This window comes from Kingella negevensis (assembly GCF_030177895.1).
Lineage (GTDB): Bacteria > Pseudomonadota > Gammaproteobacteria > Burkholderiales > Neisseriaceae > Kingella_C > Kingella_C negevensis.
In genome coordinates this window covers 1,359,316-1,375,215 of sequence record NZ_CP123448.1, presented here as the reverse complement: position 1 = coordinate 1,375,215, position 15,900 = coordinate 1,359,316, and the positions used below count along the sequence as shown (strand labels likewise).

Annotated in this window: 15 protein-coding genes and 1 pseudogene; 2 read left to right on the top strand and 14 right to left on the bottom strand. The window is 45.9% G+C overall.

Features of this window, described 5'->3' with window-relative positions; genetic code table 11:
• Positions 1-97: 97 nt before the first annotated feature.
• The 8 genes and pseudogenes from arcA to QEO93_RS11700 all read right to left on the bottom strand — a co-directional run.
• Positions 98-1,342 carry an arginine deiminase gene (gene arcA, locus QEO93_RS07570; RefSeq protein ID WP_032136461.1) on the bottom strand — a complete coding sequence of 415 codons (1,245 nt, stop codon included), beginning with the start codon at positions 1,340-1,342 and terminating at the stop codon, positions 98-100.
• Positions 1,343-1,452: 110 nt separating this feature from the next.
• On the bottom strand, positions 1,453-2,874 hold the full coding sequence (gene arcD, locus QEO93_RS07565) for an arginine-ornithine antiporter (RefSeq protein WP_032136462.1): 1,422 nt from the start codon (positions 2,872-2,874) through the stop codon (positions 1,453-1,455).
• 286 nt (positions 2,875-3,160) lie between these two features.
• Positions 3,161-4,537, bottom strand: coding sequence for a cell division protein ZipA C-terminal FtsZ-binding domain-containing protein (locus QEO93_RS07560; protein WP_032136463.1), 1,377 nt, complete (start codon positions 4,535-4,537; stop codon positions 3,161-3,163).
• A 103-nt stretch (positions 4,538-4,640) separates the two neighbouring features.
• Positions 4,641-5,201, bottom strand: coding sequence for a 1,6-anhydro-N-acetylmuramyl-L-alanine amidase AmpD (ampD, locus tag QEO93_RS07555; RefSeq protein WP_032136469.1), 561 nt, complete (start codon positions 5,199-5,201; stop codon positions 4,641-4,643).
• 201 nt (positions 5,202-5,402) lie between these two features.
• Positions 5,403-5,990, bottom strand: a complete 588-nt coding sequence (gene ruvA / locus QEO93_RS07550) for a Holliday junction branch migration protein RuvA (protein ID WP_032136464.1) — start codon at positions 5,988-5,990, stop codon at positions 5,403-5,405.
• A 197-nt stretch (positions 5,991-6,187) separates the two neighbouring features.
• Positions 6,188-7,291 (bottom strand): DNA polymerase III subunit beta, encoded by a 1,104-nt coding sequence (gene dnaN / locus QEO93_RS07545; protein WP_032136465.1) that lies wholly within the window; start codon positions 7,289-7,291, stop codon positions 6,188-6,190.
• A complete protein-coding gene (locus tag QEO93_RS07540) occupies positions 7,285-7,452 on the bottom strand; it encodes a hypothetical protein (protein ID WP_245190612.1) in 168 nt (55 codons plus the stop codon). The genes dnaN and QEO93_RS07540 overlap by 7 nt, the downstream gene beginning before the upstream one ends.
• Positions 7,453-7,470: 18 nt before the next feature.
• A pseudogene (locus tag QEO93_RS11700) lies at positions 7,471-7,587 on the bottom strand (hypothetical protein); the annotation flags it as partial.
• A 34-nt stretch (positions 7,588-7,621) separates the two neighbouring features.
• Between QEO93_RS11700 and QEO93_RS07535 the strand changes: the two are divergent.
• On the top strand, positions 7,622-8,326 hold the full coding sequence (locus QEO93_RS07535; RefSeq protein ID WP_284627560.1) for an IS1 family transposase: 705 nt from the start codon (positions 7,622-7,624) through the stop codon (positions 8,324-8,326).
• Between the two features lie 2 nt (positions 8,327-8,328).
• Here the strand turns inward: QEO93_RS07535 and QEO93_RS07530 are convergent, their stop codons facing one another.
• The 5 genes from QEO93_RS07530 to QEO93_RS07510 all read right to left on the bottom strand — a co-directional run bounded on the left by QEO93_RS07530 (position 8,329) and on the right by QEO93_RS07510 (position 12,334).
• Positions 8,329-8,538 (bottom strand): hypothetical protein, encoded by a 210-nt coding sequence (locus QEO93_RS07530; protein WP_052368634.1) that lies wholly within the window; start codon positions 8,536-8,538, stop codon positions 8,329-8,331.
• Positions 8,539-8,601: 63 nt separating this feature from the next.
• A complete protein-coding gene (locus QEO93_RS07525; protein ID WP_032136530.1) occupies positions 8,602-8,814 on the bottom strand; it encodes a DUF3800 domain-containing protein in 213 nt (70 codons plus the stop codon).
• A gap of 101 nt (positions 8,815-8,915) precedes the next feature.
• Complete coding sequence (locus tag QEO93_RS07520) at positions 8,916-9,398, bottom strand: hypothetical protein (protein ID WP_032136531.1); 483 nt, start codon at positions 9,396-9,398, stop codon at positions 8,916-8,918.
• Positions 9,399-9,418: 20 nt separating this feature from the next.
• On the bottom strand, positions 9,419-10,963 hold the full coding sequence (gene dnaA, locus QEO93_RS07515) for a chromosomal replication initiator protein DnaA (RefSeq protein ID WP_085815699.1): 1,545 nt from the start codon (positions 10,961-10,963) through the stop codon (positions 9,419-9,421).
• Positions 10,964-11,149: 186 nt separating this feature from the next.
• Positions 11,150-12,334 carry a L,D-transpeptidase gene (locus QEO93_RS07510; RefSeq protein ID WP_081906827.1) on the bottom strand — a complete coding sequence of 395 codons (1,185 nt, stop codon included), beginning with the start codon at positions 12,332-12,334 and terminating at the stop codon, positions 11,150-11,152.
• Positions 12,335-12,477: 143 nt separating this feature from the next.
• Here QEO93_RS07510 and rlmD point away from each other — a divergent pair, with 143 nt between their 5' ends.
• Entirely contained in the window at positions 12,478-13,779 is a 1,302-nt protein-coding gene (rlmD, locus tag QEO93_RS07505) for a 23S rRNA (uracil(1939)-C(5))-methyltransferase RlmD (RefSeq protein ID WP_085815698.1), read from the top strand.
• A 43-nt stretch (positions 13,780-13,822) separates the two neighbouring features.
• Here the strand turns inward: rlmD and glmS are convergent, their stop codons facing one another.
• The gene (gene glmS, locus QEO93_RS07500) at positions 13,823-15,670 is read right to left on the bottom strand and encodes a glutamine--fructose-6-phosphate transaminase (isomerizing) (RefSeq protein ID WP_032136534.1); all 1,848 of its coding nucleotides are present in this window, start codon (positions 15,668-15,670) and stop codon (positions 13,823-13,825) included.
• Between the last annotated feature and the right edge of the window lie 230 nt (positions 15,671-15,900).

Genomic DNA, 15,900 nt, shown 5'->3' with positions numbered 1-15,900 from the left:
TTCTGTACTACAAAATATTGCTGAAAATGGAAAAATGTAGGTTGGATACCTGTTTCTGTGGAATGTTGGATTCAAGAATCCAACCTACGGCTAATCATTAATAATCAATCGGGTCGCGAACGATTGGGCAAGTCATGCAACGACCGCCGCCGCGACCGCGTCCTAATTCAGATGAGCTGATGGACACGACTTCTACGCCTGCATCGCGCAGTTTTTGGTTGGTTAATTTATTGCGGTCGTAACCGATGACTACACCTGGTTCTAATGCGAATACGTTGTTTGCATCGTCCCATTGTTCGCGGTCGGCTGAGTAGCTGTTGCCCCCTGTTTCTACGGTGCGCAATTTGCCAACACCGAGGGCTTCAGCAACCACGTCCACAAAATGTTTGCTTTCTTTGCGAATGTCTAAGCCGTTTGGTTTGCTTTCGTCTGGACGCAAAGTGAATGGGATAATTTGGTCTACCATTTTTGGGAAGATGTTTACCAAATCGCGGTCGCAGAAAGTGAAGATGGTGTCTAAGTGCATGGCTGAACGTGTTTTTGGCATAGCGGCTACGATGACGCGTTCTGCGGCTTTTTCTTTAAACAAGTTTTGCGCTAATTGGGTGATGGCGTGCAGTGAGCTGCGTTCACCCATACCGACCAATACAATGCCTTTGCCGATTGGGAACACGTCGCCGCCTTCCAAGAATTCATTGCCGAAGTTGGCATCTGGGTCGCCAAACCATACTTTGACTTGTCCTGCAAAGCGTTGGTGAAATTTGTAAATAGCTGCGGTCAGCAAGGTTTCTTGGCGACGGGCTGGCCAGTACATTGGGTTGAGTGTTACGCCACCGTAAATCCAGCTTGAGTTGTCACGTGTGAATTGGGTGTTTGGCAATGGTGGGAAGACGAAACCTAAATCGCCTTCTGCTGCCCTTGCTAAGTCAATCACGTCTTGTGAGAAGTTTTCTGGAGTTAAGTCTAAGGTGCTGACACCGCCGATTAAGTAGCGTGCTTGCTCTTGTGCGCTTAAGCCCTCAAACCATGAGCGTAGTTCGCCAATAATGGGTTGGGCAATCATGGTTGGGCTGAATTTGCGGTCGAGAATCCATTTGAGGGCTTCTTTGTTTTGTACGGTTTCAGCTAGCATTTGGTGCATTTCTAACACTTCAATGCCGCGCTCGCGCATTTTTTTGGCAAAATCGCGGTGGTCTTCTTGTGCGCGTTCTACCCATAAAACATCATCAAACAGCAAACCATCACAGTTATCAGGGGTCAGACGCTCGTGCGCCAAACCAGGTTCACAAACCATTACTGTGCGTAATTTGCCTGCTTCTGAATGAACACCTAATTGAGACATGATAAAACTCCTTGAGTGATTGCTTTCAGGCTGCCTGAAAATACCTCACAACGTGAAAGCGTTTTATAAATACCTGTATTTGGAAAACATACTTAAACTTCAAACTTTCTTTATAAACTCAATTTACCTTGAGCCAGTCCAATAATCGCTGCGATAGCACCGATAAACACCAGCGCAACAATCACTTTTTCAGCTGTAGTAAATGCTACTTCTTTGTTTTCTTTACGCGCCCAGACGTAGATGAATGTACCTGGGGCATAGAGAAGAGTGGACAACAGGAAGTATTCCAAACCTGCTGCGTAAATCAGCCAAATCCCGTAAATCGTACCAACCCAAGCAACGATGCTGTCTTTGGTTAAATCTTTGTCGCCGTTTTCATAAGTTTCTTTGCGAACGGTGAGTAAAGCGGCATAACCTGCTGAGAACAGATACGGAATTAAAATCATGGAAGTCGCCAGCAAAATCAGTTTCAGATAAGTCCCTGCTGAGAAGAGGGTGATAATCAAGAATAACTGAATGCAACCGTTGGTAATCCACAGTGCGTTAGCTGGCACACCATTTTTGTTTTCTTTGTGGAAGAACGCTGGCATCGTGCCGTCTTTAGAGGCTGCGTATAAAGTTTCACTACAGAACAGCACCCAAGAGAGGAACGCGCCTAACAGGGAAACCACTAAACCGATTGAGATAAACGCTGCACCCCAAGAACCAACCACTTTTTCTAACACATAAGCAGTAGAAGGGTTTCTCAGAGCAGCTAATTCAGGCTGCGTCATAATCCCAGCAGACAACACGTTTACCAGTACCAATAAAGCCAACACACCTGCAAAACCTAAGATAGTCGCTTTGCCCACATCGCTGCGTTTTTCAGCCCGTGCAGAATACAAGCTCGCACCTTCAATACCGATGAATACCCACACTGTTACCAACATCATGCTTTTGACTTGGTCAATCACGCTGCCTAAATCAGGGTTTTTAGCCCCCCAAAAGTCGGTTGTGAAAATATCCATTTTGAAGCCGATAACGGCAATGGCGATAAAAGTAATCAGGGGAACGACTTTGGCGATTGTGATAATGGTATTCACAAAAGTGGCTTCTTTAATGCCACGCAACACTAATGCGTGTGTTGCCCAAAGTAGAGCAGAGGCGGCGATAATAGCGGGAAATGTGTTCCCTTCGCCAAAGATAGGGAAGAAGTAACCCAGAGTACCAAACAGCAAGACCAAGTAACCTACGTTACCAATCCATGCACTAATCCAGTAGCCCCAAGCGGAAGAAAAACCAAGATAATTGCCGAAACCTGCTTTGGCATAGGCATAAACGCCAGCGTCTAAATTCGGTTTCCTGTTTGCGAGAGTTTGGAAGACAAAGGCTAAGCAAAGCATACCGATTGCGGTAATCACCCAGCCTATTAAGATTGCGCCAGCTTCTGCGCCAGCCGCCATATTTTGAGGTAGTGAGAAGATGCCACCACCAATCATAGAACCAATAACCAGAGCTGTGAGTGAACCCAGCCTCAATTTTGCGTCAGACATAACATGCTCCTTATCAGATGTTACGCCACAATCTATAAATGTTTCTTACTGAATGTAGCGTAAACAGCTCAAAAGTAAAACAAATATGAAATATTAAAGCAAACTTAATTGTATTGTTGTGAATCTATGCGGTTTTATTTAACCACATGGCAATAATACGCCTGTAGTTATTTAGCATTATTGATGTATATCAAGTTTTTTAAATTTTTGTAAGTAAATTTGTAATTGTCTGAAATTGATACAAAAAAAGCAGCCTGAAAACTATTTTCAGGCTGCTTTTTGAGGATTATGCGAAGAGGCGTTTAGACAAGCCCCCCCCAGGTTCAATTCCCACTTTCAACATTTCATTTTGACGCGCACCCACATAAGAGCGCACTTCTTTCAACCAATCTGCCGACAATTGACGAACTTGGTCGTCCACCAAATCCAAGCCCAATTCGCCCGATAAGCGAACCGCCAACGTCATAAATTCATTGAAATCATCTTCGGCTTCAGGCACGCGCGTAATATCAAACAACATGCTGAAGCCTTTATAAGGCTGGCTTGCCAACAACGCTTCTGTGAACGCGCTGCCGTCTAATGCGGCAATCGTGTATTTAATATCGCCATTGCTGCCTGAAAGTGCAAACGTACCGTCTGCCATCAATTCAAAACCTGCTTTTTCTACTGCAGAACGCAATTCCGTTCCCAAAACGCTGGCACGAGAAACCAAGTGAATGGCAATCGTTTGGTCTACACGTGCGCACAATTCATCTAATGGGCGCGCTGTTCTTAAGAATGGTTCAATATCTGCCGTGCTGGCTTTACCGTCCATTTTGTTGGCGAACAACTGCACTTGACGCGCAAAATACTCCAATTCCACTTCAGAAGCCAAACCGCTGCGACTAATCGCTTGCAAACCTACCACAAATGCTTGATACGCCACACCTGGGATAGGTTCGGCAGCCTGAAAACGTCCGTCCATCGTGCAACCAATAATCTGGAAGCGATGACGACCTGATAAACGCGGAATGGCGTGCAATTCTTTTGGCTCGCGCAATGCCACATAGCCCATAAAATCAAAACGTTTGTCGAACCACAACAATTCGCTGCGTTCCAAATCCGTTAATTCCACCAACAATGGGCGTTCATCTTCTTCAGGTTCAGCCGCTAAAACAGGGGCAACAATCGCAGGTTTAACTGGCTCAATAATGGAATCTTCAATGGTTTCAGGTTTTTCTTCAGGCTCTTCAGATTGCTCTAAAGCGGCTGCAACGGCGGATTTAATATCGGCAATGGTTGCGCGTGTTTCTTCTTCTGTTAAGGTTTTAGGCTGCGTGATTTCAGGCACTTCAGCGATGTTGTCCATATCATCAGCGATGAATTTCAATGGCGTGATAGCCAAATCTTGCGCTGGCTCGTTATCTGCTACTTTTGTAATCTCTTCAAACGCGTCCGCTTGTGTTTCAGGCTGCTTTTCTACCTTGGAACGGCGCAATAATGATGTGAAACTTTTGCCGTCGCGCACGGATTGTGTGCTGCTGGTGAGTAAAGCGTCTTGGTCTGAATGCCCAAATTGTGAGCGGATTTTGGTGCGATATTGGTTTTCTTGATACAGGTTGTAGGCAATCACGGCTGCGATTACGGCAAGCAATAAAATGATGATAATTAAAAAGATGTTCATGGCAATGTATTCCGACAAAGGAAGGTGTAATTTTGCGCCATTATAGCGGATTTATGTATTTTCAGGCAGCCTGAAAGTTTTGGAAATTCACGCTTTTTTGTTGCTATGGCTTTGAAAACTGCTCGAAGCTAGTGTTTTTGAAAACCCGTTCCCAATCAAAAAAATGCCCTGGGTCGGTTTTGCGGCTGGGTGCGATGTGTTCGTGTCCTGCAATGCTGTTGATGGGGTATTGTGCGCAAATCGCTTCTAATAACGGCAACAGCGCGTGATATTGCGCTTCGGTAAACGGCTCAAAATCGCAACCTTCCATTTCAATGCCAATAGAAAACGTGTTGCATTTTTCGCGCCCTTGCCATTGTGAAACGCCTGCGTGATATGCCATTTCATCGCACGACACAAATTGCACCACTTCGCCCAGTCGTGTAACAAAAAAATGGCTGGAAACGTGTAAGTTTTTCAGTTGCGAGAAGAATGGGTGTTCGGTTTCATCAATTTGATTGGTAAACAGTTTTTGCACTGCGCCTGTGCCGTATTCAAAGGGCGGCAGGGAAATGTTGTGCAGCACAATCAGGCTGATGGTTTCGTTTTCTGGGCGTGGGCAGCAGTTTGGGGAAACCAGTTGCGTGGCGGATTGCCAACGTCCGTTTTGCCAAGTGGGGGTCATGGGTTTGCTTTCTGTTTTTGTGAATGGGGGGCAAATGCAGCCTGAAAAATGGGTAAATGGGTTTTTCAGGCTGCAATTCTGGAGCGTTGGCGGCTCGCCGACATACATCGTCAAGTCTTGAGAAACTGGCATTATTTTTACACCAAAATGTGTCGACAGGCCACAGACGTTCCATCACAATATAATTTGCAGCCTGAAAACCTATTTCAGCAAATTCTTTAACGCCAAGCGTACGCCCTCGCTCACATCTGTACCCGCAGGAATGCCTTTAATCGCTACACGCGCTTCACGTTCGCTGTAACCCAACGCCAACAATGTACTGACAATATCTTCGCTTTCATCAGCAGGCGCAGCCGCCGCAAACAAACTCAAATCCGCGCCGTCTGAATGCACCAATTTACCGCGCAATTCCAACATCATACGTTCCGCCGTTTTCTTGCCAATCCCTGGCGCGGACGACAAACGTTTCACGTCTTCTTGGGCAATCGCTTGCGCCAATTCGTCTGCCGTCATCGCGGACAAAATACCCAGTGCGGTTTTTGCGCCAATGCCACTCACTTTAACCAGTTGGCGGAACGTGGTGCGCTCGGTTTTGTCGGCAAAACCGAACAGTAAATGCGCGTCTTCACGCACAATGAGCTGGGTGAACAGTTGCACTTTTTCGCCCACTGCTGGCAGGGCGTAAAAGGTTTGCATGGACACGTCCACTTCGTAGCCTACTCCTTGCACGTCAATTACAATTTGTGGTGGCTGTTTTTCTATCAACACGCCTGTTAGTCTGCTAATCATTTGTTTCTTTCTGTGAACCTGTTTTTAGGCTGCGATATTAAAATTTTCAGGCTGCCTGAAAAACATCAAGCAGCCTGAAACAGCATTAACCTTGCTGCAAAATTTAAAAGTATGGGGTAAGTTGGTGCATTTATGCCCGACACTCGTTTAACTTGCGTGATTTTGTTGGGCATGAATGCCCAACCTACGGCAATTCATTAAATCCGCATTGGCATCACAATATATTTAAAGTTTGCTTCATTCGGAATCGTGAACAACGTAGAGCGGCTCGCGTCGCCAAATGCTAACTGCATGTCTTCGCAATTCATGCTGCGTAACACGTCCATCAGGAACTGAATGTTAAAGCCCACTTCCAATTCTTCGCCTTGATACGCGATTTCCAATTCTTCTGTGGCTTCTTCTTGCTCGTTGTTGCTGCAAGACACTTTCAGGCTGCCTGCGGATAATTGCAAACGCACGCCGCGGAATTTTTCGTTTGCCAAAATGGCAGAGCGTTCCAATGCGCTTAACAATGCGGTGCGGCTAATCATGAAAATTTTGTCGTTGTCCATTGGGATAACGCGGTTGTAATCGGGGAATTTGCCGTCAATCACTTTGCTGACAATCACGGTGTCGTTGCATTGAAAACGCACTTGGTTGTCGAGCAATTCCACGGAAATGTTTTCTTTGGATTGGTTGAGTAATTTGTTCAATTCCAACACAGTTTTGCGTGGCAAAATCACTTCGGTTTTGGGTAAATCTGCGTTGATTTCGGTGGCGGAAAACGCTAGACGGTGTCCGTCTGTGGCGACTAGGCGCAACTGGTTGCCTTCCACTTGCATCAGCAAGCCGTTGAGATAATAGCGAATGTCTTGCACCGCCATGCTGTACTGCACTTGCGAAATCATGTTTTTGAATGCTTCTTGCGTTAATGAAAACGCAGCTTGTGTTTTTTCGCCTACGCTCATGGTTGGGAAGTCTTCGGCGGGCAGGGTTTGCAAGTTGAAGCGTGATTTGCCTGCTTTGAGCGTGAGTTTGTGGTCTGCCCAATCTAATTGCACGTCTGCGCTTTCAGGCAGCGCGCGCAAGATGTCTTGTAGTTTTTTAGCGTTGGTGGTGATTCGGAAATCGCCTTTGTCGTTATCCGCGCCTTGGGTGTGGATTTGGATTTCTAGGTCGGTCGCCAAAATGTGGATTTTACCGTTTTTGCTTTCCAGCAAGACGTTGGACAAAATGGGCAGGGTGTGTTTGCGTTCCACAATGCCTGTGGCGGCTTGTAGCGGTTTTAATAGGCTGTCGCGTGGGGTTTGTAGGATTAACATGGGGTTTCCTTATCGTTTGAATTATCTGAAATTTTATGGCGAACAAACAAGCCATGTGTGTAGCCATTGTGGGCATCAAAACAGTCTTTGATGATGTCGTATAACACTGCATCATCGTGCGCGAACTGGCGATAAATGGCGTGGGAAACCAAATCTGCCAACTGAATTAACCGCGATGATTGCGAGTCTAAAAATAAGGGTACTTCTGCGAAATTGCGTAGTTTGCCGTATGAATGCCCATCGTTTTTAAATTCTCGGGTGGTGTCCTGAAAAGTGTGCTGTAAAAAATAAGCAATAAAAAAGCAGCGAAAACAGAGTATATTTGAGTGTGTGAAAACAGAAATAACTCTAATTTGTCCTCGCTGCCAAGGACAAAATATAAAGAAAAATGGCTACTCTGGCAATCGTAAACAAAAGTATTTTTGTAAAGATTGCTGCCGTAATTTTATTGGCGACCATAACCTTACCTATAAGGGTTGTCATTCCAAAGCTGATGAACAGGTTTGGAGAATGACCGTTAGAGGTTGTGGCATTCGCGATATTGCAGCAATTACGGGTTACAGCAAAGACAAAGTTCAGGCTGCCTTAAAACGCCATGAGTTTGAGCCATTTCCTAAACAAAAACATTACTCTACACTTGAAATAGACGAGTTTTGGACATTTGTCGGTAACAAGTCTAATAAAGTATGGCTAGTCTATGCCTATCACAGAGAAAGTGACGAAATTGTCGCTTACGTTTGGGGTAAGCGCGATTTAGCAACAGCGCGAGCACTCAAACGGCGTTTGAAAGAGTTGCGTGTAACCTATGACAGAATTGCGACCGACGACTGGGCTGCATTTTTAAATGTCTTTTCAAATGAAGAATGGCATCTAGTTGGTAAGCAACACACAGTTGGCATTGAGGGTAATAACTGTCGTTTACGGCACAAAGTAAGGCGAGCGTTTAGAAAAACGTGTTGCTTTTCTAAAAGTATGTTTTATCACAAGAAAGTTTTTGATTTGGCTTTCTTTGATATTCATTTTGGCATTGTTTAGTTTTACAGCACACTTTTCAGGACACCACCAATTCTCGTGCCAATAATTGAATGGCTTTTTCCTGTGGACGATTTGTCAAAAATGGCAATGCCACGATGTGTTTGACTATTTTTTTTATGTAATCGCGACAAATACATATCAAATCGCGAAGCAATCTGTTCAAAGCATTCGGTAACGGCGTCTTGACCGCTTGAATAACCGCGCTCAATCACGGATTTTCTTTTCTTTGATGATATTTAAACAGTCTTTCATGGCGTTCATATGCGCTTCAAAATCTATGCCGCACGATTTGCTTTTGCCTGAACGCATGGGCGAACCGTGCAATTCAAGTTTATAGGGGTTTCGGTAGAAAAACGGGCGGCAATGTCATTCATTGCGTTTTCAATCCAATAGGTTTGTTTTTCATGAACGGCAATCCCGGACAATATGAAATACTGCTGATTGGGGTCGGTGGTTGAGCCTGATTCATCTACATAAAGTAAATACATTTTCTTTATGTGCCACACGCACACAGCGGACGTTGTCGCCTTGTTTCATTTTTATTTTAATTCACTATAATGAAGCAGTTATTTTTCAGGCTGCCTGAAAACTACCAACAATAAGTTTGCCAATGTTTTTGCTGAAATGAATATTCATAAAAACAATCTATTCTTTTTGCATCACGATATTGCGCAGTTTCTATTGTGGCACTTTCATTGTTACGATTGTAAGCATAAACGCTGAAACTATCTTCGCTTTGATTGGGTTTGGGCATTTCATCTTTGTGCGGATAACGCTGATGTTGTGCATAAAATTGTTGCACGGGTTTTATCATGTTTTGCTCAACGTATTGTTGGCGTTGGCTATTTTGTAGCGTAATCCAACCGTAACCCAATAAACAAAACGCAATCGGCAAAGACAAGGGCAATATTGCTTGGACGAAACCAATCCGTTTTCGCCAACACTTAATCGCATAAGCGAAAAGTGAAAAGATAATAAAAGCAAGTGCAAGAATAAAGTTCAATTCATTTAGCACATAGGTTATGCCGCACCAAATCAATGTGGATAATAAGGTTGTCAATATGTTCTTCATTTTCAGGCTGCCTGAGAAACTCAATGCTGTATCACAATCAACAACTTATCATAATCCTGTTTCAACTCTTGGTCTTCCAAGCGCAATTTGGCAATCGTTTTCACGGCGTGCATAACCGTGGTGTGGTCGCGTCCGCCGAATGCGTCGCCGATGGCTGGCAAACTTAAATTGGTCAGCTCTTTGGTAATTGCCATGGCAATTTGGCGCGGACGGGCGAGATTTCGGCTGCGTTTTTTGCCCAAAATATCACGAATGGTGATGTGATAATGGTCGGCAACGGCTTTCATAATCAGCTCTACGGTAATCGGTTTGTAGTTGCTGGCAACGATGTCTTGCAGCGCGTCTGTGGCTAAATCGATGTCAATCGTGCTGCGTTTTTCAAAGCGGCAACGCGCCAACACGCGGTTTAATGCGCCTTCTAATTCGCGCACGTTTTGTTTCACGTTTTGCGCGATGAACAAGGCAGCGTCTTCTTCCAAGCGAATGCCTGCGGTGTGCGCTTTGCGTTCCAAAATGTCCACGCGCATTTCTAATTCTGGCGGTTCTAGGCGAATGGTCATGCCCCATGAAAAGCGCGAAATCAGGCGTTTTTCCATGTTTTCTAGGCTGCTGGGCAACTGGTCGCACGTCAAAATAATTTGCTGGTTGCGCGAATGGAAGTGTTCAAACAGGAAGAAAAATTCTTCCATGGTGCGGTCTTTGCCTTGAATGAATTGAATATCGTCAATAATCAATAGGTTGTAATGCAAATATTGTTGTTTGAACGTGTCCCAAGTTTTGTTGCGGACGGTTGCCATGAAGGTTTTGAGGTATTCGTCTGAGTGCATGTAACGCACGCGGGCTTTGGGATTTAGGCGCAATAATTCGTTGCCGATGGCTTGCACCAAGTGGGTTTTACCCAAGCCTGTGCTGCCGTACACGAAAAACGGGTTATACATGCTGTCACCTGGTTTTTCGGCAATGCTTTTGGCAACGGCGGCTGCCATTTGGTTGCCTTTACCTTCTACCAATGTTTCAAATGTGTAGTCGGCAGAAAGGTTGGTTTGCGTGTGGCGCTGCTCGGCTTCTTCGCGCTCGCGTTCTTCTTCAATCGCGCTGCGTGATTTGGCGGTTTGCGCTGGGGCTTCTTCGTCTGCTTTTTTGGCAGGACGAAGATTGTTCATGCGTTGTGCCAAGATGTCTTGCGCGGATGTTTTTTTGCTGCGCGACACGGTTGCTGGCATTTCTTCCACAGTTTTATTATCTTGAATAGATTGGGTTTCTGTGGATTGTTCAGTTTTCAGGCTGCCTGAAATGCTGGTTTGTGCCATTTCAATGCGCTCACCTGTGCCTACTTTATAGGCAATTTCGGGCGATTGTGGTGCAAGTTCGGCATGCAACGCGGCAATTTTGTTGGCGTATTGTGAACGCAATAGGTTGATTGCAAATTGATTTTTCGCATAAATTACCCACGCGCCATTCTCTTCGCCCACAGTAATCGGGGCGATGGCGAGATTGAATTGCTGTTCGCTCAATTCATCGGATAAACGGCGCTGTGCTTGCGCCCAAAATTCGGCTAGGGTCATGATTATCTCTATGCGAAGATGTTTTAATACAATGGGTTAATTGTGTACTTCAGAAATTTTGTACACAGGGGAACGAGATTATAGCGGAAAATGGGGAGGGCGTGTGGATAAGTCTGTTTTATACCAAGATTATCCACAATAAAAAAGCAGCCTGAAAATCATTTTCAGGCTGCGTGAAGAGTGAAATCAGTTATCTGTTTTCAACTCAATTTTAGGTTCAGCATTCAGTAACGGCTTGATGTTTTCGTATTCATCAAAAACACCTCCGCCTTTAAAGCCCTCGTCCACGCTGGTTGGCTTGAGGGTTTTTCCCTGCGACTTGTTAGATGTTGGGTTGGTTTTTGCTACTGGTGCTGTTTCCTGATTTGGGAGTCTGGCGGCTTTCTCTGCGGCTTTCGCTTTAGCAGGGCTACTGGCTTCCAAAGGTGTTAATAGAGTTTCTTTGCTTTTGTTTTCCGTTTTTTTGCTGTTGGCGTTTTTCGTCAATTCAGCCGCAGAAGTGTTGTCATCAAGCGGATTAGTTTCCACTTCGCTGCCTTCAGGCAATACATCATTTTTGCTTGGACGAACAGAAGCCCCGCCAACAGGCGTAGTAAATTTAGAAGAGCCGCTATTCCACGCGATAGACGTGAAATCGCCCACAATTTTGTTTGAGCCTTTTTTGCAAGTCAAACAAACAGGCGTGCCAGCACGCGCTTTAATAATTTGGTCGATACGCGCCGTGCTGATGGTGCGGTTATTGTCTTTGCTCCATGCTGCGATACTTTTCTTCAGCGTATCCACTTTCAAATTCTTTTTGTTGTACGGGTCTTTAAACGCTGCCAGCCACAAATTGCCTGCGCCATCTTCGTTCAACGTTGCCATTTCATAGCTGACTGTGGCAGGCGAACCTGTGGTGATGCGTTTCGCAAATTCCAGCGCGTCAGGCGATTTCATGCGGACACAGCCGTGACTGCGAACCCCCGGAACGCTTGCAGGCGCATTGGTACCGTGAATACCCAAGCCCAATTTCGGGTCGCCCAAGCGCACAAATACGGGACCCAACGGATTTTTAGGACCAGGCGGAATGGTTTTCACGCCATTGTTCAATTCTTTTTGAATAGATAACGGAATATGCCAAGTTGGGTTAAACGCCTTCGCGCCGATTTTGTGCTGACCCAAATTGGTTTGCGTCATCGCTTTGCCCACAGCAACGGGGTACACTTTTTGCAAAATACCGTCTTCGTATAAAAATAAGCGTTGTTGCGGAATATTGATAACGACTTGCTGACCCTTAGCAACAGGGGCAACATCGGGAACAGGAGTAGTTTGACCTGCGAAAACCGCAGCCGAAACAGTGAGCGACAATGCGCCAAATAAAGTTTTTTTCATAGAACGAGATATGTGTGTTCAAAAGTCAAACGCGCATGATACCGTAAAATAACCAAAATTATGCGAAAATGCCGATTTTTACCAAAATAAACACAGAATTGTTGTAGTAAAACAACCCTTCCACGCAGCCTGAAAATATCATTATGAACACAGCCAAAATCATCAACATAGACTACGAAGGACGCGGCGTTGCCCGATTGGACGGCAAAACCGTTTTCATTCACAACGCCCTGCCTTTAGAAACAGCCCAAATCCAAATCACAAAAGACAAAGGCAGTTTTGCCGAAGCCGAAGCCACGCAAATTCTGCAAGCGTCCGAATATCGCCGTGAACCCAGTTGCCCACATTATGGCGAATGCGGCGGCTGCGCGTTGCAGCATTTGGAATTTAGCGCACAAGTCGCCATGAAACAGCGCATTTTTGAAGAGCAACTGCAACGCATTGGCAAAGTGCAGCCTGAAAACCTGTTGCCGCCGATTTATGGCGTGAAATGGCATTATCGCAGCCGCACGCGCTTATCTATTTTTGTGGACAAACAGGGGCGCGTGAACATTGGTTATCAGGCGAAACGCAGCAAACGCATTGTGCCGATTTCGCAATGCGCGGTTTTGCCTGAACACGTTTCAGGCAGCCTGAAAACCATTCGGGACGGTTTGCAGCAAATCCATGAAGCCGCGCCAAAAGTACGTTTGGAAAGCGTGGAAATTTCGGTGGGCGATGAAATCACGGTGCTGAATATTATTGCGGACAAATCGCTGGCTGAAAATGTGTTGGCGCAGTTTTCAGGCAGCCTGAAAATGGGGAACTGGCAAATTTGGCAGCAAATTGGCAAACGTGCCGCGCAAGCCGTTGCGCCGAAAAATGCGCCTGAATTGAGTTACAGGCTGCCTGAATTTGGTTTGCGTATGCCGTTTCGCGTGGGCGATTTCACGCAAATCAATTTGCCGATGAATGAAGTGATGGTATCGCGTGCGTTGCGTTTGTTGCAGCCGCAAGCGCATGAAAGAATTGCGGATTTGTTTTGTGGGCTGGGCAATTTCACGCTGCCGATTGCACGAAGTGGGGCGCAAGTAGTGGGGATTGAGGGCGCGGACTTTTTGACGAAACGGGCGATGAACAATGCGAAAGCCAATGGTTTGGCGAATATTGAATTTTCCACGGCGGATTTGTTTGATACCACGCCGCAAACGATTGAGCGATTGGGTTATTTTGACAAGATGTTGCTCGACCCACCACGCGCTGGGGCTTATGCGGTGGTGCAGGCGTTGCATGCGCCGTTTTTGCCGAAGCGGATTGTGTATGTGTCGTGCAATCCTGCCACTTTTGCGCGTGATGCGGCGGTGTTGGTGGAAAAAGGGTATCGGTTTCGGGAGGCGGGTGTGATGAATTTGTTTCCGCATACGGCGCACATTGAAGCAGTAGCAGTATTTGATTTAGAAGCATAAGAAACGCAGCCTGAAAACCTTTCAGGCTGCGTTTTATTGTGCTTTATTCCACTGTAACCGATTTCGCCAAGTTACGCGGTTTATCCACATCAGTCCCACGCGCTAAAGCCGTGTGATACGCCAACAACTGCACAGGAATCGTATGCACGATTGGCGACAACACCCCCGCATGGCGCGGCGTACGAATCACATGAATATTCGTATCATTGCCTTCATAATCGCTGTCCAAATCCGCGAACACAAACAATTCGCCACCACGCGCAGACACTTCCTGCATATTTGCTTTCACTTTGTCCAACAAATTATCTTTTGGCGCAATCACCACCACAGGCATATTTTCATCAACTAAAGCCAATGGACCATGTTTCAATTCGCCAGCAGGATAGGCTTCTGCATGAATATACGTGATTTCTTTCAGTTTCAAAGAACCTTCCAACGCGATAGGGTAGTGAATACCACGACCCAAGAACAACGCATTATCTTTCTTAGCAAATTTTTGCGACCAGCTTGCAATTTGTGGTTCCAAGTTCAACGCGTGTTGAATGCTGCCTGAAAGCTCGCGCAATTCTTGACGCAATTCCGCCGCACGTTCATCAGAAACCAAACCGCGCATTTTGCCCAACGTAACCGCCAAACCAAACAACGCCACTAATTGAGTGGTAAACGCTTTGGTAGAAGCCACACCGATTTCCGCCCCCGCGCGTGTGTAGAACACCAACTCACTGGCGCGTGGCAAAGCCGATTCCATCACATTACAAATCGACAAGCTGTGTTTATGCCCCAAAGATTGCGCGTATTTCAACGCTTCCATAGTGTCCAAAGTTTCGCCCGATTGAGAGATTGTGATGATTAACTGTTTCGGATTCGCAATCACATCACGATAACGGTATTCGCTGGCGATTTCCACATCAGTTGGGATTTTCGCAATGCTTTCCAACCAATATTTGCTGGTAGAAGCCGCGTAGAAAGACGTACCGCAAGCCAAAATTTTAATACTGTCGATGTCTTGGAACACTTGCTCTGCATTTGCACCGAAGTTTTGTGGCACAAAACCACCGTCCAAGAACACTTCTGCCGTGTCCGCCACCGCGCGAGGTTGCTCGTGGATTTCTTTTTGCATGAAATGGCTGTAAATGCCCAATTCCAAAGAAGACAAAGACAATTCAGACACTTTCAGGCTGCGTTCTGCTGGCTGACCTGACTTGTCCAACAATTTCACCAAACCGTTGGCACTCAACAACGCGATATCGCCATCTTCCAAATAAGTGATTTTGCGTGTAAACGCGATAACTGCCGACACATCAGACGCAATAAACGTTTCATCTTCGCCAAACGCCACCAACAACGGGCAACCCATACGTGCCACCACCATGTTTTCATGATTGTCTTGCGCCATAACTGCAATCGCGTAAGCCCCTTGGAAACGCGTACACGCAGCCTGAACCGCCGCGAACAAATCGCCGCCGTTTTGGTCGTATTCATGGCGAACGCTGTGGGAAATCACTTCTGTGTCCGTTTGCGATTCAAACTCGTAACCCAAACCTTGCAAACGAGCGCGTTCTGCTTCAAAGTTTTCAATAATGCCATTGTGAACCACCGCGATTTTGCCACCCGAAATGTGAGGGTGCGCGTTTGGTTCGGTTACGCCGCCGTGCGTTGCCCAGCGCGTGTGTCCAATGCCGATGTGTCCAAACACACCTTTTTCTTTTGCCGCATCTTCCATGAAAGACACGCGACCCACGCGGCGAACGCGTTTGATTTTGTCTTCTGTTTCAGACAAAACGGCGATGCCTGAAGAATCGTAACCACGATATTCCAAGCGTTTTAAGCCGTCAGTTAAAAAATCGACTACATTGTGATGAGCGCGAATGGCGCCAACGATACCGCACATGATTGTTCCTTAGTATCAAGTTTGTGAAAAATTCAGCCAGCCCGACTTTCAGGCTGCCTGAAACGAAAAAAAGGAAATTGTACGCCTGTTATTTTTAAAAAACGTAAATGCAGCCTGAAAAAGAGTTTCAGGCTGCAATTATGAACATTTGGGAAATGTTGGGTTCAAGAATCCAACCCACATTACTAATAAAAACGCAGCCTGAAAACATTTTCAGGCTGCGTTTCATA